At 53.6% G+C, this 23,077-nt stretch carries 20 protein-coding genes; 12 read left to right on the top strand and 8 right to left on the bottom strand.

All coding sequences use genetic code 11. The annotated features are described in order from the left end of the window. Positions 1–5 precede the first annotated feature (5 nt). Entirely contained in the window at positions 6–1,823 is a 1,818-nt protein-coding gene (gene pcoA / locus H7R58_RS01525; protein WP_044865869.1) for a multicopper oxidase PcoA, read from the bottom strand. A gap of 234 nt (positions 1,824–2,057) precedes the next feature. Between pcoA and H7R58_RS01520 the strand changes: the two genes are divergently transcribed. Further along, entirely contained in the window at positions 2,058–2,507 is a 450-nt protein-coding gene (locus H7R58_RS01520) for a copper resistance protein (RefSeq protein ID WP_001023257.1), read from the top strand. 348 nt (positions 2,508–2,855) lie between these two features. Further along, positions 2,856–3,887, top strand: a complete 1,032-nt coding sequence (locus H7R58_RS01515; RefSeq protein ID WP_001395480.1) for an IS630-like element ISEc33 family transposase — start codon at positions 2,856–2,858, stop codon at positions 3,885–3,887. Between the two features lie 213 nt (positions 3,888–4,100). Here the strand turns inward: H7R58_RS01515 and H7R58_RS01510 are convergent, their stop codons facing one another. Beyond that, the gene (locus tag H7R58_RS01510) at positions 4,101–5,303 is read right to left on the bottom strand and encodes a BaiN/RdsA family NAD(P)/FAD-dependent oxidoreductase (RefSeq protein WP_182929872.1); all 1,203 of its coding nucleotides are present in this window, start codon (positions 5,301–5,303) and stop codon (positions 4,101–4,103) included. 230 nt (positions 5,304–5,533) lie between these two features. Between H7R58_RS01510 and pitA the strand changes: the two genes are divergently transcribed. Then, on the top strand, positions 5,534–7,021 hold the full coding sequence (gene pitA / locus H7R58_RS01505; RefSeq protein ID WP_106925058.1) for an inorganic phosphate transporter PitA: 1,488 nt from the start codon (positions 5,534–5,536) through the stop codon (positions 7,019–7,021). Between the two features lie 61 nt (positions 7,022–7,082). Here pitA and uspB read toward each other — a convergent pair whose 3' ends face one another. After that, positions 7,083–7,418 carry a universal stress protein UspB gene (uspB, locus tag H7R58_RS01500; protein WP_035894834.1) on the bottom strand — a complete coding sequence of 112 codons (336 nt, stop codon included), beginning with the start codon at positions 7,416–7,418 and terminating at the stop codon, positions 7,083–7,085. Between the two features lie 380 nt (positions 7,419–7,798). Between uspB and uspA the strand changes: the two genes are divergently transcribed. Next, positions 7,799–8,236, top strand: a complete 438-nt coding sequence (gene uspA / locus H7R58_RS01495; RefSeq protein ID WP_106925057.1) for a universal stress protein UspA — start codon at positions 7,799–7,801, stop codon at positions 8,234–8,236. Positions 8,237–8,280: 44 nt separating this feature from the next. On the opposite strand, the gene H7R58_RS01490 is transcribed toward uspA, so the two are convergent. After that, positions 8,281–8,790, bottom strand: coding sequence for an RrF2 family transcriptional regulator (locus tag H7R58_RS01490; RefSeq protein ID WP_106925056.1), 510 nt, complete (start codon positions 8,788–8,790; stop codon positions 8,281–8,283). A gap of 232 nt (positions 8,791–9,022) precedes the next feature. Here H7R58_RS01490 and H7R58_RS01485 point away from each other — a divergent pair, with 232 nt between their 5' ends. Next, on the top strand, positions 9,023–10,222 hold the full coding sequence (locus tag H7R58_RS01485) for an NAD(P)/FAD-dependent oxidoreductase (protein WP_182929871.1): 1,200 nt from the start codon (positions 9,023–9,025) through the stop codon (positions 10,220–10,222). 106 nt (positions 10,223–10,328) lie between these two features. Here the strand turns inward: H7R58_RS01485 and rsmJ are convergent, their stop codons facing one another. After that, the gene (gene rsmJ, locus H7R58_RS01480; protein ID WP_106925054.1) at positions 10,329–11,078 is read right to left on the bottom strand and encodes a 16S rRNA (guanine(1516)-N(2))-methyltransferase RsmJ; all 750 of its coding nucleotides are present in this window, start codon (positions 11,076–11,078) and stop codon (positions 10,329–10,331) included. 8 nt (positions 11,079–11,086) lie between these two features. Continuing rightward, positions 11,087–13,129, bottom strand: coding sequence for an oligopeptidase A (gene prlC / locus H7R58_RS01475; protein ID WP_106925053.1), 2,043 nt, complete (start codon positions 13,127–13,129; stop codon positions 11,087–11,089). A gap of 193 nt (positions 13,130–13,322) precedes the next feature. Here prlC and H7R58_RS01470 point away from each other — a divergent pair, with 193 nt between their 5' ends. Together H7R58_RS01470 and gorA are read left to right on the top strand one after the other, a co-directional pair. Further along, positions 13,323–14,165 (top strand): 23S rRNA (adenine(2030)-N(6))-methyltransferase RlmJ, encoded by an 843-nt coding sequence (locus H7R58_RS01470; protein WP_106925052.1) that lies wholly within the window; start codon positions 13,323–13,325, stop codon positions 14,163–14,165. A 105-nt stretch (positions 14,166–14,270) separates the two neighbouring features. Beyond that, positions 14,271–15,623 carry a glutathione-disulfide reductase gene (gene gorA / locus H7R58_RS01465; protein WP_182929870.1) on the top strand — a complete coding sequence of 451 codons (1,353 nt, stop codon included), beginning with the start codon at positions 14,271–14,273 and terminating at the stop codon, positions 15,621–15,623. 106 nt (positions 15,624–15,729) lie between these two features. On the opposite strand, the gene H7R58_RS01460 is transcribed toward gorA, so the two are convergent. Then, positions 15,730–16,470 (bottom strand): MipA/OmpV family protein, encoded by a 741-nt coding sequence (locus tag H7R58_RS01460; RefSeq protein WP_182929869.1) that lies wholly within the window; start codon positions 16,468–16,470, stop codon positions 15,730–15,732. 118 nt (positions 16,471–16,588) lie between these two features. Between H7R58_RS01460 and H7R58_RS01455 the strand changes: the two genes are divergently transcribed. The 5 genes from H7R58_RS01455 to H7R58_RS01435 all read left to right on the top strand — a co-directional run bounded on the left by H7R58_RS01455 (position 16,589) and on the right by H7R58_RS01435 (position 21,406). Continuing rightward, on the top strand, positions 16,589–17,533 hold the full coding sequence (locus H7R58_RS01455; RefSeq protein ID WP_182934577.1) for a LysR family transcriptional regulator: 945 nt from the start codon (positions 16,589–16,591) through the stop codon (positions 17,531–17,533). Positions 17,534–17,666: 133 nt separating this feature from the next. Beyond that, on the top strand, positions 17,667–18,752 hold the full coding sequence (locus H7R58_RS01450) for a YncE family protein (protein WP_182929867.1): 1,086 nt from the start codon (positions 17,667–17,669) through the stop codon (positions 18,750–18,752). Positions 18,753–19,151: 399 nt separating this feature from the next. Then, positions 19,152–20,039: a LysR family transcriptional regulator gene (locus tag H7R58_RS01445; protein ID WP_182929866.1), complete on the top strand. Its 888-nt coding sequence runs from the start codon at positions 19,152–19,154 to the stop codon at positions 20,037–20,039. A gap of 55 nt (positions 20,040–20,094) precedes the next feature. After that, the gene (locus H7R58_RS01440) at positions 20,095–20,514 is read left to right on the top strand and encodes a hypothetical protein (RefSeq protein WP_106925046.1); all 420 of its coding nucleotides are present in this window, start codon (positions 20,095–20,097) and stop codon (positions 20,512–20,514) included. 4 nt (positions 20,515–20,518) lie between these two features. After that, positions 20,519–21,406, top strand: a complete 888-nt coding sequence (locus H7R58_RS01435; protein WP_106925045.1) for a bestrophin family protein — start codon at positions 20,519–20,521, stop codon at positions 21,404–21,406. 32 nt (positions 21,407–21,438) lie between these two features. Here H7R58_RS01435 and H7R58_RS01430 read toward each other — a convergent pair whose 3' ends face one another. Beyond that, on the bottom strand, positions 21,439–23,031 hold the full coding sequence (locus H7R58_RS01430) for an STY4199 family HEPN domain-containing protein (RefSeq protein WP_182929865.1): 1,593 nt from the start codon (positions 23,029–23,031) through the stop codon (positions 21,439–21,441). Positions 23,032–23,077 lie beyond the last annotated feature (46 nt).

The raw sequence follows: 23,077 nt of genomic DNA, 5'->3' as shown, positions 1-23,077 counted from the left end.
TCGCATCATTCCTCCACCCGGACTTCACGAAACATTCCCATTTCCATGTGATAGAGCAAATGGCAGTGATACGCCCAGCGGCCAAGCGCATCTGCTGTCACTCTGTAACTGCGTTTTGTACCAGGGGGAACATCTATTGTGTGTTTACGAACCATGAAATTACCGTTTTCATCTTCCAGATCGCTCCACATACCATGCAGGTGAATGGGGTGAGTCATCATGGTATCGTTGATCAGCGTGATCCTGAGCCGCTCACCGTATTTCAGCAGCACCGGTGCGGCATCTGAAAACTTGATTCCGTTAAATGACCAGGCAAACTTTTCCATGTGGCCGGTTAAATGCAGTTCTATGGTACGGCCAGGTTCACGTCCGTCAGGATCCTCAAAGCGGCTTTTCAAATCCGCGTACGTGAGAACCTTTCTTCCGTTATTTCGAAGACCAATACCCGGATCATTTAATTTCGGAGAGACGCTCATCGCCTGCATATCAACCAGTGGGTTATCCGTTTCTGACGCAGGATGACTTTGCATACCCGGCATTCCGGCCATCTGGGAATGATCCATACCGGCCATGCTGCTGTGATCCATGGGCGCGGAGGATGTCCCGCTATCCGGAAGGTCAGCACCGTCCATAGACATCATCTCTCCGCTGTTATCCATGCCTCCCATCTGGCTGTGGTCCATTCCTGCCATATCATGTCCCATTCCCCCCATACCCATATCTTCCATGGTCAACAGAGGACGGGGATCGAGGGGGGGAACGGCAGCACTTAACCCCTCTCTCGTGGCCAGTGTCCCTCGAGCGTAACCGGTCCTGTCCATGGATTGTGCGAAGATGGTATAGGCCTCACCCTGAGGCTCCACAATGACATCATAGGTTTCGGCAACGGCAATCCTGAATTCGTCAACGGTAACCGGGTTTACATACTGGCCATCTGCAGCCACGACCGTCATTTTCAGCCCGGGGATACGGATATCGAAATAGGTCATTGCCGAGCCGTTGATAAACCGTAAGCGTATCTTTTCACCGGGACGGAACAGTCCGGTCCAGTTTTTCAGCGGGGCCTGCCCGTTCATGAGATAGGTGTAGGTGTAGCCACTGACATCCGCGAGGTCAGTCGGATTCATTTTCATTTCAGCCCACATTTTCCGATCGGCAATGGTGGCTGACAGCCCCCTGGTATTCACGTCGCGGAAAAAAGAGCCAACGGTTGGTTTATTGAAATTGTAGTAATCCGACTGTTTTTTTAATTTTTTCAGCAGGCTGTGAGGATTTTCATCGGTCCAGTCAGACAACATGACCACATGCTCACGATCGTAAGCAAACGGTTCTGGCTCCCTGGCATCGATGATAATGGCACCGTATACCCCCTCCTGTTCCTGCAGACCGGAATGGCTGTGGTACCAGTAAGTCCCGTTCTGCTTAACCTTAAAGGTGTAAACGTAGGTATCATCAGGCTCTATGCCCATAAAACTCAGCCCCGGAACACCATCCATATTGGCCGGAAGAATAATGCCGTGCCAGTGAATGGACGTCTGTTCATTAAGACGGTTTTTGACCTTCAGGGTAATGGTGTCACCTTCTTTCCAGCGAAGAACGGGCCCCGGCAGGCCTCCATTGATTGTTTTGGCCTGACGCTCACTGCCCGTGATATTGACGGCCGTTTCACCAATGGTCAGGTCAAACTGAGTACCCTGCAGGGATGCGGCAACTGGCAGGCTCAGACTGGAACGCGCATTGAAACTCCATACGCCAAGACTTCCGGCTACGCCAGAGAGGGTTAACCCCTTCAGGAAAGTTCGTCGAGACGTTTTCAACAGCATGCGCATTCCCTTATTTAAAGTATGGTTACTGACAGAATTCGAGAACCGATTTAAATTAAATTACTGGTTCATCCACTTACAATGAAATGAAGCTAGCACACCTTAAGAAACAAATTCATTACAATCGTGTAATGTACATAGCTGTATTACATTTACGTCATCTTCCCCACAGGTTGATTATTTTTATATATGATCATAAGGACATCTTTTATGTACCTCAGAAGGTAATTACACATGAATATATTAATCACGACCACTGCGTTTACAGCTTTATTTTGTGGGGCAGCTTTTGCTCAGTCCAGTGATATTGCCCATGAAGCACATCGATTTGTTAATAATGCCTCAGCCGTCAGTCATGTGAATTCCTCGACGCATGAAAACTTACCGGACAGGGTTAATAAAAACAACACGCCCTCATTCTCTGAAATGAATGAACATGAAAGGGCCATTGTTGCTCATTCATTTATGAACAACAGCGCGTCCTATGCGCATCAGAAAATGATTGAGGAACATAAAAAAATGCTGTCCGGCAGTGATGCAAATTCAAAGACCTCGTCTTCTTCTTTTAACGAACTGAATGCCGGAGAAAAAGCCGCTCTCGTGCATGAGCAGGTCAATAATGCCGGTGCGGAAGCACATCAGACGCAGGCAAGAAAGCTTCGCGGGCTGTATTCGACCAGGTAACTGCAGGCGGGTTAGTGCTTAGCGTCAGGTGCGCAGCAGGGCTTTACTGACGGGTTACGTAGCAGGACATGAGCCCCATATTGCTCTGCCGTAACCTGTTTCAGTCCCGTTAATCATCACCGTCGGGCTGGTCATACAGTTCCCAGAGCTTCAGGAGCAAACGGGAAACAAGATATGTTACAAAAATGACGACCATCAACGGTGCTCCCGATTAACTGACAGATGACACGCCTCCTGAAAACCCCTAAATAGCTGCGCGGAATAGTAGATCACTGAAAGGGAACTCAGCCCGGATTGTGCGATCTGATCAATCGCCAAACCAACCAAAATCACCAACCGGACTGAGCGATGCCGATCATAGTACCAATACCCCGTGGCGAACGACGCCTGATGCAGAAAGCTATTCATAAAACGCGTGATAAAAATCATGCCCGCAGACTCACGGCCATGCTGATGCTTCATCGGGGTGAACGGGTCAGCGATGTTGCCAGAACTCTCTGTTGTGCCCGTTCATCCGTTGGTCGCTGGATTAACTGGTTTACGCACTCAGGTATTGAAGGCCTGAAATCCTTACCCGCAGGGCGCTCCCGACGCTGGCCTTTTGAACATATCTGCACCCTGTTACGTGAGCTGATAAAGCATTCTCCCGGCGATTTTGGTTATCAACGTTCACGCTGGAGCACCGAATTACTGGCAATAAAAATCAATGAGATAACCGGTTGCCAGTTACATGCAGGAACCGTTCGCCGCTGGTTGCCATCTGCGGGGCTTGTATGGCGCAGGGCCGCGCCAACTCTGCGTATCCGTGACCCACATAAAGATGAAAAGATGGCGGTAATCCACAAAGCGCTGGATGAATGCAGCGCAGAGCATCCGGTATTTTATGAAGATGAAGTGGATATCCACCTTAATCCTAAAATCGGTGCGGACTGGCAGTTGCGCGGACAGCAGAAACGGGTAGTGACGCCGGGGCAGAACGAAAAATACTATCTGGCCGGCGCACTGCACAGTGGCACGGGTAAAGTCAGCTACGTGGGCGGCAACAGCAAAAGTTCAGCGCTGTTTATCGCTCTGCTGAAGCACCTGAAAGCCACTTACCGGCGGGCGAAAACAATCACGCTGATCGTTGATAACTACATTATCCATAAAAGCCGCGAAACACAGCGCTGGTTGAAAGCAAATCCCAAGTTCAGGGTAATTTACCAGCCGGTTTACTCGCCGTGGGTGAATCATGTGGAACGGCTATGGCAGGCACTTCATGACACGATAACCCGTAATCATCAGTGCCGCTCAATGTGGCAGTTACTGAAAAAGGTCCGCCATTTTATGGAAACCGCCAGCCCATTCCCCGGAGGAAAACATGGTCAGGCAAAAGTGTAGCGGTATTAGGCGCAGCTATTTAGCGCATTTTCATAATCCAAATAGGATTTGAGACGCCTACCCCTACCCATGATCGTACCCAAAAAACGACATTGATACGTACCTATATGTGCATTTTATAGTCTCCAACCCTATAACCACACATTCAGTAAGTATACAACATTAGCGTCGTTTTTTGAGAATGGTTACAACTTTAGTGCTTTGTGTACAACTTTATTGTCTTCGGACATCGGCCAGCGCCTGCGCGCACGCCCAGGCGCTGGACCACGCCCACTGGAAGTTATAACCGCCCAGCCAGCCGGTCACATCCATCACTTCGCCAATAAAATACAGGCCCGGTGCTTTCTTCGCCTCCATGGTGCGCGACGACAATTCGTGAGTATCAACGCCGCCAAGGGTCACCTCCGCCGTACGATAGCCTTCGGTGCCGTTAGGCTGCACGCGCCAGCAGGTCAGGGTATCTACCAGCGTCTGCTGCTCACGCACGTTCAGCTGTTTAAGCGTAACGTCCGGAATTTGCCCAAGCTGTTGCAGGCACTCAACCAGACGCTTCGGCAACAGTATCGCCAGCGTATTTTTCAGACTTTGGTTCGGGTGCGCCGCGCGCTGTTCATCAATAAAGGTGCTCAGATCCACGTCCGGAAGCAGATTAATGCTGACAAACTCACCGGCCTGCCAATAGCTGGAGATTTGCAGCACTGCCGGGCCGGACAGGCCGCGGTGGGTGAAAAGCAGGCTTTCGCGGAATACCGTACCGTCCTCAGCGGTTATCACCGACGGTACGGAGACGCCGGACAGAACCTGGAACTGTTCCAGCATTGGCTTATGCAGGGTGAACGGTACCAGTCCGGCGCGGGTCGGCAGGACCTTCAGACCAAACTGCTCGGCAATTTTATAGCCGAAAGGCGATGCCCCGAGGCCCGGCATCGATAGGCCGCCGCTGGCGATCACCAGCTTATCTGCCGCCACCATGTCGCCATTCAGCGTTAGCGTGTAACCGGCATCATCACGGGCCACGCTGAGAATTTCACTGCGCAGGCGCGTCGTCACGTTACCCTTTGCACATTCAGCCACCAGCATCGCAACAATCTGTTCCGCGGAATCATCGCAAAACAGCTGCCCGAGGGTCTTCTCATGCCAGGCAATACCGTGCTTGCCGACCAAATCGATAAAGTCCCATTGGGTGTAGCGCGCGAGAGCAGATTTGCAAAAATGCGGGTTTTGACTGAGATAGGCCGCGGGCTCGACATAAAGGTTAGTAAAATTACAGCGACCACCGCCGGACATCAGGATTTTACGCCCCGGTTTTTTGCCGTTATCCAACAGCAAAACGCGGCGGCCAGCCTGCCCCGCCATGGCTGCACAAAACATTCCCGCCGCTCCGGCACCCACTACAATGGCATCAAACCTTTCCACGCACTATCCTCAACATAGGTATTGTCGGGAAGTGTAAATTTTTCATTGTTGTCATACCAGTGGAATCTCGACAAACCCGACTTATCTGATTGATACATCAGAAATAATTATTTTCAACCTTTTAACGAATACGGATAAATATCAAAAAAAGTAGAGATTTCACTTTGCCCGCGCCGCCAATGTCCCTGATAATGCCGCGCGTTCATGTCCTCAAAATGGCGTAACGTCCTATGTTACATTTGTTTGCAGGCCTGGATTTACACACCGGGCTGTTGTTAGTTCTGGCACTGATGTTCGTTCTGTTCTACGAAGCGATTAACGGCTTCCACGATACCGCGAATGCAGTTGCTACCGTAATTTATACCCGCGCTATGCGTTCGCAGCTTGCCGTTGCGATGGCGGCGATCTTTAACTTCCTCGGCGTCCTGTTGGGCGGTCTGAGCGTTGCCTATGCGATTGTGCATATGCTGCCAACGGACCTGCTGCTTAATATGGGCTCCGCACACGGCCTGGCCATGGTCTTCTCCATGCTGCTGGCGGCCATTATATGGAACCTTGGCACCTGGTATTTCGGTCTGCCAGCTTCCAGCTCCCACACGCTGATTGGCGCGATTATCGGTATTGGTTTAACCAATGCGCTGATGACCGGCACATCGGTGGTCGATGCGCTCAACATTCCGAAAGTCATTAATATTTTCGGCTCGTTGATCATTTCGCCCATTGTGGGTCTGGTCGTGGCCGGTGGCCTGATTTTCCTGCTGCGTCGCTACTGGAGCGGAACCAAAAAACGCGCCCGTATCCACCTGACGCCTGCCGAGCGTGAAAAGAAAGACGGTAAGAAAAAGCCGCCGTTCTGGACGCGTATTGCCCTGATTCTTTCCGCGATTGGCGTGGCATTCTCCCATGGCGCAAACGACGGTCAGAAAGGCATTGGCCTGGTCATGCTGGTACTGATTGGCGTCGCACCGGCGGGTTTCGTGGTTAACATGAACGCGTCCGGCTACGAAATCACCCGTACCCGCGATGCGGTCAACAACGTTGAAACCTTCTTCCAGCAGCGCCCAGAGCTGTTGCTGAAAGTGGCGAACAGCGCTGAGCCGCTAACCCCGGAAGCCGAGGCCGCCGTGGAATTCCACTGCCATCCGGCGAACACCATCAACGCGCTTGACCGTGCGAAAGCCATGCTGACCAACGTTGAGAGCTATGACACTCTTTCCGTGGAACAGCGCGGCCAGCTGCGTCGTATCATGCTCTGCATCTCTGACACCACGGATAAAGTGGCGAAGATGCCGGACGTGAACGCTGACGATCAGCGTCTGCTGAAGAAACTGAAAACGGACATGCTGAGCACCATCGAGTACGCGCCTATCTGGATTATTATGGCCGTCGCGCTGGCGCTGGGTGTGGGTACGATGATCGGCTGGCGTCGCGTCGCGACCACCATCGGCGAGAAAATCGGTAAGAAAGGCATGACCTATGCCCAAGGCATGGCGGCACAGATGACATCTGCGGTCTCCATCGGTCTGGCAAGCTATACCGGCATGCCGGTATCCACCACCCACGTGCTGTCCTCCTCCGTGGCGGGTACCATGGTGGTTGACGGTGGCGGTCTGCAAAGAAAAACCGTGACGAACATCCTGATGGCCTGGGTCTTTACGCTGCCAGCTTCTATCCTGCTGTCCGGCGTGCTCTACTGGCTGTCGCTCAAGCTTATCTAAACGCTACGCACAGTCGCAGTAAACAGAAAACGGGTCAGGAAACTGGCCCGTTTTTTTTTACTTAGTGCCAAATCATCAGGGCAATCAAGCTAATCACCACCAGCCCGCATAGCGAACTGGTTAAAATAAACTGGCGACGAACCCGTTCACAGCGGCGAATAAACTCATCATCATGATGATCGCGGTATCGCTGCCCGTAGATATACCAGACCAGGCGCATTTGTTTACCCGGTTGACCGTGCGAAGTAAAAAAGCCACCGCCGTCAACATACTGATAAAGCAAGGGATCACAACCGCGTAGCACAACCAATAACGCACGCAACGATGAGAAGTAACGTGCCATATTAACTACACATACGACACACAGGGCCCAAAACAGCGCAATCGTGCTGATCATAACGCCTCCCCGGCGACCAGTCCTCGGAGACTCCGCAGGACATACCGCTCCCCAATAACCCACCCACACCAATAGAAAAAGAATGAGATTCGGATCACGTTAATTAATCCGATCGGCTCATTAAATAGTGTAGGAGATCAGTTAAATTTTTTACCACAAGGTTAATCGTTATCAATACGTAAGCAGGAAAAATTTGTTTAACTAATTGGCGAACCGGATGCATTGACGGCGCCCCAAGGCCGCTATAAGGTAGAAATATCTTCTACAATTAGGTCTTTAAGGGCAAATCCCGCGCGTTTAGCACGCAGGACGCGGGCAAGGGACAGCGCATGGGCTGTCTGGTCCACAGTCATCGACAACTTTATGGAAGGAGTAACACTATGGCTTACAAACACATTCTGATCGCGGTCGACCTTTCACCGGAAAGCAAAGTGCTGGTGGAAAAAGCGGTTTCAATGGCTCGCCCCTACAATGCAAAAGTCTCGTTGATCCACGTTGACGTGAACTATTCCGATCTCTATACCGGGCTTATCGACGTCAATCTGGGCGATATGCAGAAACGCATCTCCGAAGAGACCCACCACGCGCTGAGTGAGCTGTCCACCAACGCTGGCTATCCTATCACCGAGACCCTGAGCGGCAGCGGCGATCTGGGCCAGGTGCTGGTTGATGCGATTAAGAAATACGACATGGACCTGGTGGTGTGCGGCCATCATCAGGACTTCTGGAGCAAGCTGATGTCGTCCGCACGTCAGCTGATCAACACCGTCCACGTCGATATGCTGATCGTTCCGCTGCGCGACGACGAAGAAGAATAAATCTCGCGTTGAGCATCGTGAAACGCCTGCGCAAGCAGGCGTTTTTATTTCTCGCCTTTCCGCCCGGCAATCCACTCCTGCACTTCTACCACGAAGGTGTCCGGCGCTTTGCGGTACATCTTACGCGCCAGATCGAGAATCGTATGCTGGCCTAGCGCCTCTTCCATCCGCTGCTGCGCCATATCCATCACCGAACGTACGCCGCAAATGCCTTCGCATGCCCACTCCGGCGGCTGCTCATCAAACACCGCCAGCCGCTGACGGATCTCACGGCATTCAAAAATGCGTTTATCGCCGTCAATGGCGTTGGCCACGTCCAGCACGGTAATGTCTTCAGCCGGTTTTGCCAGCTGGAAGCCACCGCCCTTCCCTTCGCTGCTGCGCACCAGCCCAGCCTTCGACAGGCGGGTAAAGATTTTAGCCAGGTAGTCGTAGGGCACTCGCTGCAGTTCGGCGATTTCGCGCACGCTCATATCACGGGCGTCGCCTTTGCCATCCACCATACACATCAGACTATGAATGCCGTACTCAACCCCGGAACTGTAGAATGCCATGCTCTTATCTCAGCCAAAATGAATCTGAGTTGATTGTATCTTTTTCACGCCATGCAATCCAGACACCGCGCTTAATCTCTCGAACACAAATAATTTAATTATATACTTATCATATACATATACCCAAATAACTCGTCAGGCTCGAGAAAAGGATCTAAATCCGATTGCTTTTCTAAACTACGACAAATAAAATCCGAGTCAATAAATCAACGTGACCCGTGAGATAACCGTAATGCAAAAACAAATTCTGATCGTCGGCGCTGGCTTTGCCGGTATGTGGGCAGCACTCAGCGCCGCACGTCTGGCGGATAAAAACCAGCAACCTATTGATATCACGGTCATTGCGCCGCAGCCGGAGCTGCGCGTACGCCCGCGCTTTTACGAAAATGCGGTCCAGACGCTGGTCGCGCCGCTGCAGTCTCTGTTCGATGTCACCGGCGTACGCTTCCTGCAAGGGCACGTCGAGCAGATCCTGCCAGGATCCAAAGAAGTGAGCTGGAAAGACGCCAGCGGTGAAAACCACCTGCATCATTACGATCGTCTGGTTCTCGCCAGCGGCAGCCAGGTCAACCGTGATATCGTCGCCGGTGCCGCCGAGCACGCGTTCGATCTTGACCAGTTGGAGAGCGCAACCGTTCTGGAGCAACACATTAACGATCTGGCGCAGCAGCCAGAGAGCGATGCCCGCAATACCGTGGTCGTTTGCGGCGGCGGCTTTACCGGCATTGAAATGGCGCTGGAGCTACCGGGCCGTCTGCGTAAGATTCTGGGTGCCGATGCTAAGACTAGAGTAGTCGTAGTTGAACGCGGCGCACAGCCGGGCGGGCGCTGGAGTAAAGCACTGCGCGATGTGATCATCGAAGCCTCCGCCGAACTGGGCGTAGAATGGAAGATCAACGCTGAAGTCGAGCGCGTGGACGCCTCAGGCGTGACGCTGAAAGATGGCCAGGTAATTGCGTCCCAGACGGTTATCTGGACCGTCGGCGTACAGGCTAACGGCCTGACCGCGCAGATTGATGCTCCGCGCGATCGTCAGGGCCGTCTGCATGTCAATGCCAATCTGCAGGTGGTGGGCCATGAGGATATCTACGCCACCGGCGACGTGGCTTACGCCGCCACCGATGACAAAGGCAACCATGCGCTGATGACCTGCCAGCACGCCATTCTGCTGGGTAAATTCGCCGGTAACAACGCTGCCGCCAGCCTGCTGAACGTGGCACCGCTGCCGTATCGTCAGGAGATGTACGTCACCTGTCTGGATCTCGGCGCGTGGGGCGCGGTATATACCGAAGGATGGGATCAGCAGGTGAAACTGACGCGCGCAGAAGCGAAGAAGCTGAAGGTATCCATTGTGAGCGAACTGATTTATCCGCCGAAGGCGGAGCGTGCGGCAGCGTTTGAGGTTGCCGACCCTTATGCTCCGTTTGTTTAACCCGTGATGCCGGATGGCGGCTAACGCCTTATCCGGCCTACTGGCGGCACCGAACTGTAGGCCCGATAAGCGTAGCGCCATCGGGCACTATAGCTCACCATCTGGCCTAGGCCGTCCCCGCATAAATATCAAACCGATGCCCTTTGGTCACCACCGCATTCGGCGTTGCCACGTCGGCCAGCGGCGGCGCGTAGTCCGGACGCTTCACCACCACGCGTTTAGTGGCCAATTGACGTGCCGGTTCCAGCAGCCCATCGGCGTCGAGATCCGGCCCCACCAGCGACTGAAACACGCGCATCTCTTTCTTCACCAGCGCGCTTTTCTGCTTATGCGGGAACATCGGATCGAGATACACCACCTGCGGGCGTGGCGTGATATCGGTTAACGCCGTCAGGCTTGAGGCGTGAATTAACTGCAAACGTTCCTGTAACCAAGAGCCAATTTCCGCATCGGCGTAACCGCGCGCCAGACCATCGTCGAGCAGGGCGGCAACCACCGGGTTGCGTTCCAGCATCCGCACGCGACAGCCCACCGAGGCCAGCACGAACGCATCGCGTCCCAGCCCGGCGGTCGCATCGACCACGTCCGGCAGGTAATCGCCTTTAATACCGACCGCCTTCGCCACCGCTTCGCCACGCCCCCCGCCAAATTTGCGCCGGTGCGCCATCGCGCCGCCAACGAAATCGACGAAAATGCCGCCGAGCTTAGGTTCATCGCGTTTGCGCAGCTCAAGGTGTTCCGGCGTCATCACCAGCGCCATCAGGTTGTCTTCGTCATGTTCCAGACCCCAGCGGGCAGCCAGAACAGATAAGGCGCCGTCTCCGGCGCCCGTTTCATCAAGTAAACAAATTTTCACGCGAACGATCAGCCCTTGATACCGTAATGCGCCAGCATGGCGTCGAGCTGAGGTTCACGACCGCGGAAGCGTTTGAACAACGCCATCGGTTCTTCAGAACCACCGCGGGTCAGAATGTTATCGAGGAACGACTGACCGGTTTCACGGTTGAAAATCCCCTCTTCTTCGAAGCGGGAGAACGCATCCGCCGCCAGCACGTCGGCCCACAGGTAGCTGTAGTAACCCGCGGCATAGCCACCGGCAAAGATGTGGCTGAAGGCGTGTGGGAAACGACCCCAGGTAGGGCCAGGCACCACGGCGACCTGTTTCTTAATTTCAGCCAGCGTTTCAAGGACTTTCGCCCCCTGCTCCGGGTTGTACTCCGCATGCAGGCGGAAGTCGAACAGACCAAACTCCAGCTGACGCAGAATAAACAGCGCCGCCTGATAGTTTTTCGCCGCCAGCATTTTATCCAGCAGCGCCTTCGGCAGCGGTTCGCCGGTTTCATAGTGACCGGAGATAAACGCCAGCGCCTCCGGCTCCCAGCACCAGTTTTCCATAAACTGGCTCGGCAGTTCGACCGCATCCCACGGTACCCCATTAATACCGGAAACACCGGCAGTTTCGATACGGGTCAGCATATGGTGCAGACCATGACCGAACTCGTGGAACAGGGTAATCACTTCATCGTGGGTAAACAGCGCGGGTTTGCCGTTCACCGGACGGTTAAAGTTGCAGGTGAGATAGGCAACCGGCTTTTGCAGCGTGCCGTCGGTTTTACGCATCTGGCCGACGCAGTCATCCATCCACGCCCCGCCGCGTTTATGTTCACGGGCATACAGGTCGAGGTAGAAGCTGCCGCGCAGCGCGTTGTTTTCGTCATACAGCTCGAAGAAACGGACTTCCGGGTTCCAGACGTCCACGTCGGTACGTTCTTTCGCGGTAATGCCATAAATTCGTTTAACCACTTCAAACAGGCCGTTAACGGCTTTGTTTTCCGGGAAGTACGGGCGCAGCTGCTCGTCGCTGATGCTGTAGAGGTGCTGTTTCTGTTTTTCGCTGTAGTAGGCGATGTCCCACGGCTGAAGCTCATCAACGCCAAACTCGGCTTTCGCAAAGGCACGCAGCTGGGCCAGCTCTTTTTCACCCTGCGGGCGGGCGCGTTTCGCCAGATCGGTTAAGAAATCGAGCACCTGCTGCGGATTCTCTGCCATTTTGGTGGCCAGTGATTTAAAGGCGTAGCTTTCAAAGCCCAGCAGCTGCGCCAGTTCGTGACGCAGGGCGAGGATCTCTTCCATCACCGGCGTGTTATCCCACTTACCGGCGTTCGGCCCCTGGTCAGAGGCGCGGGTGGAATAGGCGCGATACAGCTCTTCACGCAGCGCCTGGTTGTCGCAGTAGGTCATCACCGGCAGATAGCTCGGGATATCGAGCGTCAGCAGGTAGCCCTGCTGCTCTTTGGCTTCCGCCTGAGCCTTCGCCGCCGCCAGCGCGCTTTCCGGCATACCTGCCAGCTCGGCTTCATCGGTGACTAGCTTCGTCCAGCCCATCGTGGCATCCAGCACGTTATTGCTATACAGGTTCCCCAGCTCGGACAGGCGGGTGGCGATTTCGCCATAGCGCTGCTGCTTCTCTTTCGGCAGGCCGATACCGGACAGCTCAAAATCGCGCAGCGCGTTGTCGACCGCTTTTTTCTGCGCCACGCTCAGGGTGGCATAGGTGTCGCCGTCCCGCAGGTCGCGGTAGGCCTTATACAGGCCTTCATGTTGGCCAACCCAGGTGCTGTATTCAGACAGCAGCGGCAGCGTTTGTTCGTAGGCTTCGCGCAGTTCCGGGCTGTTTTTCACCGAATTCAGATGGCTGACCGGCGAAAAAATACGTCCCAGCACGTCGTCCACTTCGGCCAGCGGCTGGCAGAGATTTTCCCAGGTGTACGGCGCACCCTGCGCCACGACGCGTTCCACGTTTTCACGGCAATCGTTCAACGCTTTGGTCACGGCGGGAACAACATGCTCAGGCTGAATTTGGGAAAACGGCGGCAGTTCGAAGGGCGTCAGTAATGGATTGGTCATATGCGCAGTCCTGGTCTAAGAAAGAAATGAAGCGCTCAACGGCGCTTTAGCTATGGATCTAGAATGGGGGATAGTTGGCTGAATTTCAACGTCAGGGCAGGATGTTCCGCTCTCGATGGACGAGGGCGGCAATCCTGGCGGATCTGCGGTAAACTATCGGCTATCTTGTTTACTTCCCGGAATATCCGTATCCATGCTCAGTTATCGCCATAGCTTTCACGCAGGCAACCATGCCGACGTCCTAAAACACACCGTTCAGAGTCTGATCATCGAGTCGCTGAAAGAGAAAGAAAAACCGTTTCTCTATCTGGATACTCACGCCGGTGCCGGCCGCTATCAGCTGAGCGGCGAGCACGCCGAAAAGACCGGTGAATATCTGGAAGGGATCGCCCGCATCTGGCAGCAGGATGACCTGCCAACCGAGCTGGAGCCCTATATTTCCGTGGTTGAGCATTTCAACCGCAGCGGCCAGCTGCGCTACTACCCGGGTTCACCGCTGATTGCCCGCCAGCTGCTGCGCGAGCAGGACAGCCTGCAAATGACCGAGCTGCACCCAAGCGACTTCCCGCTGCTGCGCTCAGAATTCCAGAAAGACAGCCGCGCGCGCGTCGAGCGGGCGGACGGCTATCAGCAACTGAAAGCGAAGCTGCCGCCGGTTTCCCGTCGTGGTCTGGTTCTTATCGACCCGCCGTACGAAATCAAAAACGACTATCAGGCGGTCGTGAGCGGCATCGTTGAAGGGCACAAGCGCTTTGCGACCGGCACCTACGCGCTGTGGTATCCGGTGGTGCTGCGCCAGCAGATTAAGCGCATGATCCACGATCTGGAAGAAACCGGCATTCGCAAGATCCTGCAAATTGAGCTGGCGGTGCGCCCTGACAGCGACCAGCGTGGTATGACCGCTTCCGGCATGATCGTCATCAACCCGCCGTGGAAACTGGAAGCGCAGATGAACAACGTGCTGCCGTGGCTGCACGCTAAGCTGGTGCCTGCGGGTATCGGCCACACGCTGGTGAACTGGATTGTGCCGGAGTAATCACAGGCATCGGTGGAACCTATCAGTTTCAGGTATACAATCGCGAGTATTTTGGCGGGGAGCATGACGCTCACCCGCTCGACATTGAACGTTTGAGGAGCGGCCATGACCAAACATTACGATTACATCGCCATCGGCGGCGGCAGCGGCGGTATCGCCTCGATTAACCGTGCGGCCATGTACGGCCAGAAGTGCGCGCTGATTGAAGCCAAAGATCTGGGCGGTACCTGCGTGAACGTCGGCTGCGTACCGAAAAAAGTGATGTGGCATGCCGCGCAGATTCGCGAAGCGATTCATCTGTATGGCCCGGACTACGGTTTCGATACCACCATTAATCATTTCGACTGGGATAAGCTGATTGCCAGCCGCACCGCGTACATTGACCGTATCCATACCTCCTATGACAACGTGTTGGGCAAAAATAAGGTCGATGTCATTAAAGGCTTTGCGCGCTTCGTCGATGCGAAAACCATTGAAGTGAACGGCGAAACGATCACCGCCGATCATATCCTGATCGCAACCGGCGGCCGTCCGAGCCACCCGAATATTCCGGGCGTTGAGTACGGTATCGACTCCAATGGGTTCTTCGAACTACCAGCGCTGCCGAAACGCGTCGCGGTAGTCGGTGCCGGCTATATCGCCGTTGAACTGGCTGGCGTGATTAATGGCCTGGGCGCAGAAACCCACCTGTTCGTGCGTAAACACGCGCCGCTGCGCAGCTTCGACCCGTTGATTGTCGATACGCTGGTGGAAGTGATGAACGCCGAAGGCCCGCAGCTGCACACCGACGCCGTTCCAAAAGCCGTGGTCAAAAATGCCGACGGCAGCCTGACGCTGGAACTGGAAGATGGCCGTAGCCAGACCGTTGATTGCCTGATCTGGGCGATTGGCCGCGAACCGGCGACCGACGATTTCAATCTGGCAGCAACCGGCGTAAAAACCAACGATAAAGGCTACATCGTCGTTGATAAGTTCCAGAATACCAACGTACCTGGCATTTATGCTGTGGGCGATAACACCGGCGCGGTTGAGCTAACGCCGGTGGCGGTCGCCGCAGGCCGTCGTCTGTCAGAGCGCTTGTTCAACAACAAGCCGGACGAGCATCTCGACTACAGCAACATTCCGACCGTGGTCTTCAGCCATCCGCCTATCGGCACCGTCGGTCTGACCGAGCCGCAGGCGCGTGAACAGTACGGCGACGACGCCGTGAAGGTGTACAAATCCTCCTTCACCGCCATGTATACCGCTGTAACGTCGCATCGCCAGCCTTGCCGTATGAAGCTGGTCTGCGTGGGCCCGGAAGAGAAAATTGTCGGTATTCACGGCATTGGTTTCGGGATGGATGAAATGCTGCAAGGCTTCGCGGTTGCACTGAAGATGGGCGCAACCAAGAAAGACTTCGACAACACCGTTGCTATTCACCCAACGGCTGCGGAAGAGTTCGTGACCATGCGTTAACGCGGGCCGCCTAGATGAAAAAGAGCCAGACTTCGGTCTGGCTTTTTTATGCCGGTGATCCGGCGAGCGGTAGGCCGAATAAGGCGTTTACGCCGCCATCCGGCAATCAGAACCGCCAGCTGATGCCGGTCAACAGGGTAAAGCTGTCATCGCGGTCGACCATCGGGCTGTTTTTAATTTCATTGGGCAGCACGCTATAGGTCGCATTCGCCATCAGAATCAGGCTACGGGTCAGCGGATATTTCACCGTCAGGCCTACGTACGGCATCCAGCTCTCCGCTGGCGACCACGTCGCTAAGCCGCTACGCCGGGACTCTGCGCCCGACACGCCATAGTAGTAGCGGTTAAAGCGGTCATCGTAATAATAGACACCCGCCGCGGGAATCACCGACAGCTTGCCCACCGGCAATACGCGGAACCAGGACAGCTCGCCAACCCAGCCATCGCTGTTGTCCAGAACATCCGCCGCCGCCGACAGCTTCAGGCTGCCCCACTTTTCATGGTGATACCATGCCATGCCCGCCATGGCGGTACTGTGACGCTTATCCAGCTGCTTCATGGCGCTATCGTCGTTATCCGACGGGTCAAAGGTAAGCGGCATCCAGGAAGCGGTCAGGCTGACTTCATCACGTGGGGTTTTAAAGAGCGCGTAGCCTAATGTGGTCTGCCGAATATAAAAAGAATCACCTTCATAATTTACGATAGGCACCGCATGAGTATTTTCATTATATCCACGCCAGGGTGATTCATTATAAATAACTCCGGCACCAACGGATAATTCTGATGCCACAACATTGGACATAAATGGCGCTAACAAAAGTAGCAGCGCGCTGTGCTTAATTGACATTCCCGTTCTTCCAACCTACTATCATATCCTGATAGAAAATATGATAATATTTGTATTTGTATTGCTGCAATCGCAATATTTATATAGAACTATATCAATTTATATATAGAGCCAGGCAATGAAGAAACTCCAGATTAAGCCGCAAGAATTGAAAATAATATCGGTGATTGCTGCCAGCGAGAACGTCAGCCACGCCGCCACTGCGCTGGGCATGGCCCAGGGCAACGTAAGCAAGTATCTCGCTGATGTAGAATCTAAAATTGGCCTGAAGATTTTTGAACGCAGTTCCCGCAAACTGTCGCTAACCCGTTTTGGCGAGGCGCTGATCCCCTATGTCAACGAACTGCTGGAAAAAGAAACCCAGCTAAATAATTTCATCGCTGACTATAAGCATGAAAAAAAAGGTCGGGTCACGGTTTATGCACCGACGATGATTAACGCTTACCTGGCTCGTAACGTTGTCAATAAAATAAAAGATATCGGCAATATTAATTTATATTTAAAAACATTTAACCTGGAACGAAAGTCTTTATATGAGGGCTCTGATTTTCCTGATGATTGTGATATTTTGATTTCCTGCGTACAGCCTAAAAATGAATCGCTGGTCGCCAACTATATCACCAAATATGTCCTCAGCGCGTATGCCAGCCCTCGCTATCTGACACAACATCCAATGAGTTCGCCGGACGAGTTGGCACAGCACTCCTGTATTCTGATGGATTCCATGATGATCGACGAGGCCAATATCTGGCGCTTTGGGCTAGCCGGCAGCGAGGCATACCGTGATTTTCGCGTTGAGGGTAACTACATTTGCGACAATACCCAGTCAGCGCTTGAATTGGCGCGTAACGATCTGGGGATCGTCTTTGCGCCAAAGAGTAGCGTACAGGCCGATATCGAATCCGGTCGTCTCGCACCCTGCTTTGCCCAACAGTATGAATGGTGGCTGGACCTGGTGGTCATCTACCGCAAGCGTGAGTACCAGCCCTGGCGAGTACAGTACATCCTGGATGAGGTGTTGGCTGAGCTTCGCCGTCAGGTGGCGCAAACCCAGCAGCCCTAGCGTCAGCAAAAAAACACCTCGGCAAACGCAGCAAAAGTTTGCTCATTTCATATAAATGATTACTATTCTCATTCTTATTAAAACTATCCCGACCTCAGTTTCGGGAAACGCTTATCTTATGATGGAGTTGAGAATGGTATCGTTCAGTCTGCGTAAAACGGTGCTCTGCGCCGCGCTCATCACCGCTTTTACCGTGCCCGCCCTGCCCGTAGCCGCCGAAAATACGCAGCCTGGCAACACTGCTGGCACGCTAAAAACGACGTCTTCTGTCACACAGCGTGAACTGGGCGATGGCCTGTATGAAATGGCGCTATTCCCGGCAGACCACGCGCTTTACGTAGCCAGCGCCCAGAGCTTTAAAGAGACCAACGGCGGCGTGATTTATCGTCTGGACCCGACCACCCTCGCAACCACCGGCATAACTCACACCGACCTCAAGAATTTCGGCATGGCGGTCGATGATGACGGCAAAACGTTCTACGTAACCAATTCACTGGACGGCGGTGTGTCAAAAGTGGACGCTAAAAGCGGTAAAGTGCTCCAGCGTCTGATCCTCGGCGGCAAAGGGAAAGAGGGTCATCCGGCCGGGGCGCGTGAAGTTCTGTTCCATAAGGGTATGTTGTTCATTGGCCGCGTGGCCGATCCGGGTTCTATTTCGGTCGTCGATGCCAAAACCATGACCCTGAAAGCCACTATTGATAATGCAGGTAAATGGGTTACCGGTATTATTTTCTCACCGGTCACCCAGCGCATTTATGCAACCAACGGCAGCGGCGAAGTGCTGGTTATTAACCCGCAAAACAACAAGATTGAACAGCGCTGGACGCCGGGCGATGGCAAAGATTACCTGCTGCTGAATATGGCGGAAGACCCCAAAACCGGCCGTTTGTTCGTGACCGACGATTCGCAGGGTAAAACGACGCTGGTCTTTGATGAGCGCACAGGCAAAGTCATTAAGCGTATTGCCGGCGATGCGCTCGGTATTAAGTTCGATGCGAAACGCAACGCGATTTTCATCAGCCAGCGCGAGGCGAAAAAGGTGCTGCGTCTGGATGCTACCGACTATAGCGTGAAGCAGAGCTGGGATTTCGCTACGCGCCCGAATAGCCTGCTGCTTTCAGACGACGGCAGCGCGCTGTACGTGACGCTTAAGCAGGATTTCAACAAAGATCACTCAACGAAAGGGCCGGATAGCATCGTGCGGATCGCTCTGGATTAACCCTAACCTGCACGTCATCAGGCGTGCAGGTTTTCCGCCCTCGGTATCCTCACCGCCGTTTATCACCGCTGTCCCCACCTAACCCTGAGAATAATGCAGTTTTTTACCCGCAGGACAATTAACCACTTTATTTTTATACTATTTTCTTATTCCTACCGCTGCGATTAATCATAAACTTAAAAAAATATAACCACCAATGATTATATTTATAACCCATAATGAGCACTCATCTACTACTTTATTTTTTATGCTACATACCCACCCTACCCATATCCGAAGTATGTTATTTTGTGAGCGCAGAAAATTAAACAATTCAACTTTCTGAATTAAACAATACGGTATATACAGGGATATTACCCCTACGTATAATTTCGCGCTGTCATACATTAAGGTCAGGTTATGCTCAAGCACGTTCAGGATATGGCGCTTTTTGCGCTGCTGGTAAAAAACGGTTCATTTACCAAGACCGCCGCTGAACTGGGCATGACCAAATCACGTATCAGCCAGAGAATCAGTGCCCTTGAGGAGTATCTCAATCTGCGTCTGCTCAATCGCACCACTCGTAAGATTTCACTCACCGCGGACGGCGAGCGCTATCTGGCCTACTGCCATGAGGTTGTAGATGCCAGCATCCGCGGTGATAAAACGGTACAGGCGCTGCAAAAGCGAACGGGCGGGAAGCTGAAAATCATTGCGCCACCTGGATTTATGGCCAGCATTTTACCCGCAGTACACCATCAGTTTTTGCAGACGCACTCGGATATTGAGCTTCAGCTGATTACCGCCGACTCCTTTTACGGCTCGGTTGGGGGTGAATTTGACGTTGCCTACCGAATCGGTAAGCCATCGGATGATACCTGTATTGGGCGCCACCTTGGGACCTTTAGCCGCTTCATTGTCTGTACGCCAGCGTATCTGGCGCAGCGCGATATCTCGCGTCCGGAAGCGCTTCAACGCGGCGATCTCATTACCCATCGTACCTGGAAAAGCATCTCGCTGTTCCGGAACGATGAATCCTATGAGCTCATCATGCCACTACGGCATACCAGCGACAACCTGACCTACATTCTGCAGCAGGCGCTTCAGGGAACCGGCATCGCTATCCTCCCGGAGTATATTATTAAGCCTTATTTGCAAAGTGGCCAACTGGTCACGTTATTGCCACAATGGGCTGTGCAAAAAATAGATCTGTGGATGATTTATCAGAGCAAAACGCATAATCCCGCAGTACTACGCGACTATATTAACTTTATCACCCAATATGACGTTATTCATAACGTCATATAAAAATCGATGCCACTGCATCACATATTCCACCCATCAAATTGAATAAGTAACAAAAATGACAACAACCTCTCTCTCTTTGGAAGAAAAATCGCTACTGATTTTCAACCAGCAAATTAAAATGGATAAATACTGGAATACCTATTCCATGGAGCTTATCACTCAAATCACCGCAACCGGCCGGGTATACCATCATCATATTCAGCCCAGCGAAAAAGGCCGCCTGTGCGTAAATGTCTTTAACGGCGTGAACATCAATATCATTCGTTCACGCGTTTTTGGTGAAATTCAGATTCGGTTCGAAGTGGAATCCGAGGAGCTGGGACGCATCGATTTGCAGCCGGCCTGCATTGACGTCCACGGTCATCTCGATCGGCATATCCCGGTACAGGATAAAGTGAAGGTCTTCGAGCACTATCTGGAACGCCTTCAGGTAGTGTACGACACCATTTTAGCGCTATCACCCGAGAAGGCATAAAACCATGATCGTCAGGCCGGAGCAAAGCTGGTTGCGCAAACTGTTCTCATGGCGCGGTTCCATCATGAGAAAAATCGCTCCGCAGCTTTGTTTCTTTATCGTACTCAATATTGCCTATCTGTACTTACTGCCGCTGCTGCATCTGCACGGCATTATTGCCAAAGAAAGCTCGTTCTATTTTATCGGCATCTCAATATCCATCTCAGTGTTTCTTGGATTTCGCAACAACACCGCGTGGCTGCGTTACTGGGAAGCCCGTAAACTGTGGGGCGACCTGCTGATCGTCAGCCGCTCGCTGATGCGGGAAGCAATCAATACCACGACGGCAAGTACGAAGGATAAGAAAGAACTGCTGGATTTGGTCGTGACTTACTGCATCACGCTAAAGTCCAGGCTGCGCCACGGCCCGGTGCCGGTTTCCCGCATGCTGGGCTATCAGCAGCTCACCACCCCCTGCAACGCGCTACTGCAAAATATCGGGCTATGGCTTTATCAGCACCGGCCAAACGAACTGGTGTACCGCAACTTTAACCACTATCTCAATCAGATGGGGACCATTCAGGGCGGCTGCGAGCGCATTAGCAACACGCCAATCCCCTACGCGTATTCGCTGCTTCTGCATCGTACGATAGGCATCTTCTGCGCGATCTATCCGCTGCTGCTGATTCATGACTTCGGTTTTTTGACGCTGCTATTCTCCATCTTCACTACCTACGCGCTGCTGGCGCTCGACGCAATTGCCACCGAGCTGGAGGACCCTTTCGGTACCGAAGATAACGATCTGCCGCTCAGCGCCATTTGTAATGCCATCGAGATAGATCTGCGGGAGATGCTGCATGACGGACTCATCCCGCCGAAAATGAAACCGGACGCAAACTATCGCCTGCTGTAAGTGCGTTACGCGACGACGTCGCGTAACTCCGGTTAACGAATGACCTCGTAAATCGCCTTCTGTATCCTCAGCCATTTTTTACTCTCGGCATCGCCCGTCGCCTTGCTACGTCGCTGCGCGTTATCCACTGCCAGCCGCTGGCGGGCCACTACCGCCGGCGTGGTGCAAAAAGCCTGCAGATAGGATTTTCGTACCGTATTCAGCGGCGCGCCCTGAGACAGCTCGTGGGTCAGCGTGTTGATAAAGCGTCGACACGGCTTCGGCTCATTCATCTGGCGCCGATAACGCAGCAGCAAATTCAGCACTGTCTCGTGCCCTGCGGACATGGCCAGCTCGGTCCATGACACCTGCCAGTTCATGCCGCCGCGTAAAAACAGTTCGGCCACTTCGATATTGTTGCTATCGATAGCCGAACGCAGGGCGTTGCTGTCCCAGAGAATACCGCGGCGGGCCAGTATTTCCCGAGGAGAGACCGCTGCGAGCGGCTCGGCGACGATCGCTGCGCTGGCGACCGCTAGCGGCTGCGTTGGCTCCGGTTCCGGCAACGCCGTCAGCAACCCAATCGCCCCCAGCGTCATTCCCAGCACCGTGACCCCCACTGCACACCACAGCGTCACCGCGATCATCCGTTCACGCACATCAGAATGCCGTCGCGGCTGGTGTAACTCGCGCTCAATACTGTCTGGGATCGGCCGCGTATCCGGCCCATAAGCGTGTACGTAGTCCTGCGCCCGAGCCCAGAATTGCTGAACCTCACCGCCACCGGCAGCCATTAAACTTGTCGGGTTAACGCGGATGCGCCCCTGTTCATAGGCTCGCTGCACCGGCGCGGTGATCTGCTGGGCATAAAGATCCAACAGCAGGCATTCCATTTCACTCAGCGAATGACGGGCCAGCGCAGAATTGCGCATGCGGCGGATATCATCAAGAAACAGATGCAGCGTTACGCGCTGCTCAACCAGAAAAGTCAGCGCCGTCGCATAGTTAAACAGCGCGGCGTAATGGCGAGAGAACACCTTTTTATCGACAATCAGCAGCGCCACCTCACCGAAAGTCATGCCGCCCAGGCTCTCGCCCGACGGGCTACGAGAGGACCAGCGGGCGCAGGCCTGCGGGCCAAACAGCGACTTTAACGCATTGTGCAAATGCGCTTCGTCGGGCCAGGCCTGAACCACCAGGCCGCGCAGCGTCAGCTCGATAGTACGAATCTGGCGCAGCGCATGTTCCTGAAGCTGTTCGGCATCGTCGTCATAGCCCGTGTTATACATCAGCAGCGGCTGCTGCCGTTTGATGTGCTCTAACGTCACGACAAAACGCAGCGCGGCAATCAGCTGATTTTCCGTGGCCCCCTGCCCGTGTTCGTAGGAGGGAATGCCCTGTTGCAGATGGCGAAGTTGCAGCATAAATTCGCTCAGCTGGCTGTCGTTAATACGCAGCTGTCGGGCCACCGCGCCCCAGCCGCCAAGGTTCATCCGTGCCTGGTCTAACTGTTCCAGAAACCAGCGGGGATCTTTGCCTTCCGTCACGCGAAGCTTAAGCAGTGTGAGTATTTCAATGGAGGCCTGACGAATGATGCTCAAGCAATGTTCGAAGTGCTGAGCAACCTGACGCGATGACGTCGACATCTTCACGTTCCTTAACCAACAGCAAGGCCATTTCGCCTTTGGATTA

The organism is Klebsiella sp. WP4-W18-ESBL-05, from assembly GCF_014169075.1.
Classification (GTDB): domain Bacteria; phylum Pseudomonadota; class Gammaproteobacteria; order Enterobacterales; family Enterobacteriaceae; genus Kluyvera; species Kluyvera ascorbata_B.
This window is presented reverse-complemented; position numbering and strand designations above follow the sequence as displayed.

Bases quoted from the DNA above. Each gene is read 5' to 3' on its own strand.
- H7R58_RS01520 (WP_001023257.1), top strand. From the start codon at position 2,058: ATGAATATATTAATCACGACCACTGCGTTTACAGCTTTATTTTGTGGG.
- H7R58_RS01430 (WP_182929865.1), bottom strand. From the start codon at position 23,031: ATGTCGACGTCATCGCGTCAGGTTGCTCAGCACTTCGAACATTGCTTG.
- H7R58_RS01490 (WP_106925056.1), bottom strand. From the start codon at position 8,790: ATGGCATTCTACAGTTCCGGGGTTGAGTACGGCATTCATAGTCTGATG.
- pitA (WP_106925058.1), top strand. From the start codon at position 5,534: ATGTTACATTTGTTTGCAGGCCTGGATTTACACACCGGGCTGTTGTTA.
- H7R58_RS01445 (WP_182929866.1), top strand. From the start codon at position 19,152: ATGCTCAAGCACGTTCAGGATATGGCGCTTTTTGCGCTGCTGGTAAAA.
- uspA (WP_106925057.1), top strand. From the start codon at position 7,799: ATGGCTTACAAACACATTCTGATCGCGGTCGACCTTTCACCGGAAAGC.
- H7R58_RS01470 (WP_106925052.1), top strand. From the start codon at position 13,323: ATGCTCAGTTATCGCCATAGCTTTCACGCAGGCAACCATGCCGACGTC.
- prlC (WP_106925053.1), bottom strand. From the start codon at position 13,129: ATGACCAATCCATTACTGACGCCCTTCGAACTGCCGCCGTTTTCCCAA.
- H7R58_RS01515 (WP_001395480.1), top strand. From the start codon at position 2,856: ATGCCGATCATAGTACCAATACCCCGTGGCGAACGACGCCTGATGCAG.
- H7R58_RS01455 (WP_182934577.1), top strand. From the start codon at position 16,589: ATGAAGAAACTCCAGATTAAGCCGCAAGAATTGAAAATAATATCGGTG.
- pcoA (WP_044865869.1), bottom strand. From the start codon at position 1,823: ATGCTGTTGAAAACGTCTCGACGAACTTTCCTGAAGGGGTTAACCCTC.
- H7R58_RS01440 (WP_106925046.1), top strand. From the start codon at position 20,095: ATGACAACAACCTCTCTCTCTTTGGAAGAAAAATCGCTACTGATTTTC.
- H7R58_RS01450 (WP_182929867.1), top strand. From the start codon at position 17,667: ATGGTATCGTTCAGTCTGCGTAAAACGGTGCTCTGCGCCGCGCTCATC.
- H7R58_RS01435 (WP_106925045.1), top strand. From the start codon at position 20,519: ATGATCGTCAGGCCGGAGCAAAGCTGGTTGCGCAAACTGTTCTCATGG.
- H7R58_RS01485 (WP_182929871.1), top strand. From the start codon at position 9,023: ATGCAAAAACAAATTCTGATCGTCGGCGCTGGCTTTGCCGGTATGTGG.
- gorA (WP_182929870.1), top strand. From the start codon at position 14,271: ATGACCAAACATTACGATTACATCGCCATCGGCGGCGGCAGCGGCGGT.
- uspB (WP_035894834.1), bottom strand. From the start codon at position 7,418: ATGATCAGCACGATTGCGCTGTTTTGGGCCCTGTGTGTCGTATGTGTA.
- H7R58_RS01460 (WP_182929869.1), bottom strand. From the start codon at position 16,470: ATGTCAATTAAGCACAGCGCGCTGCTACTTTTGTTAGCGCCATTTATG.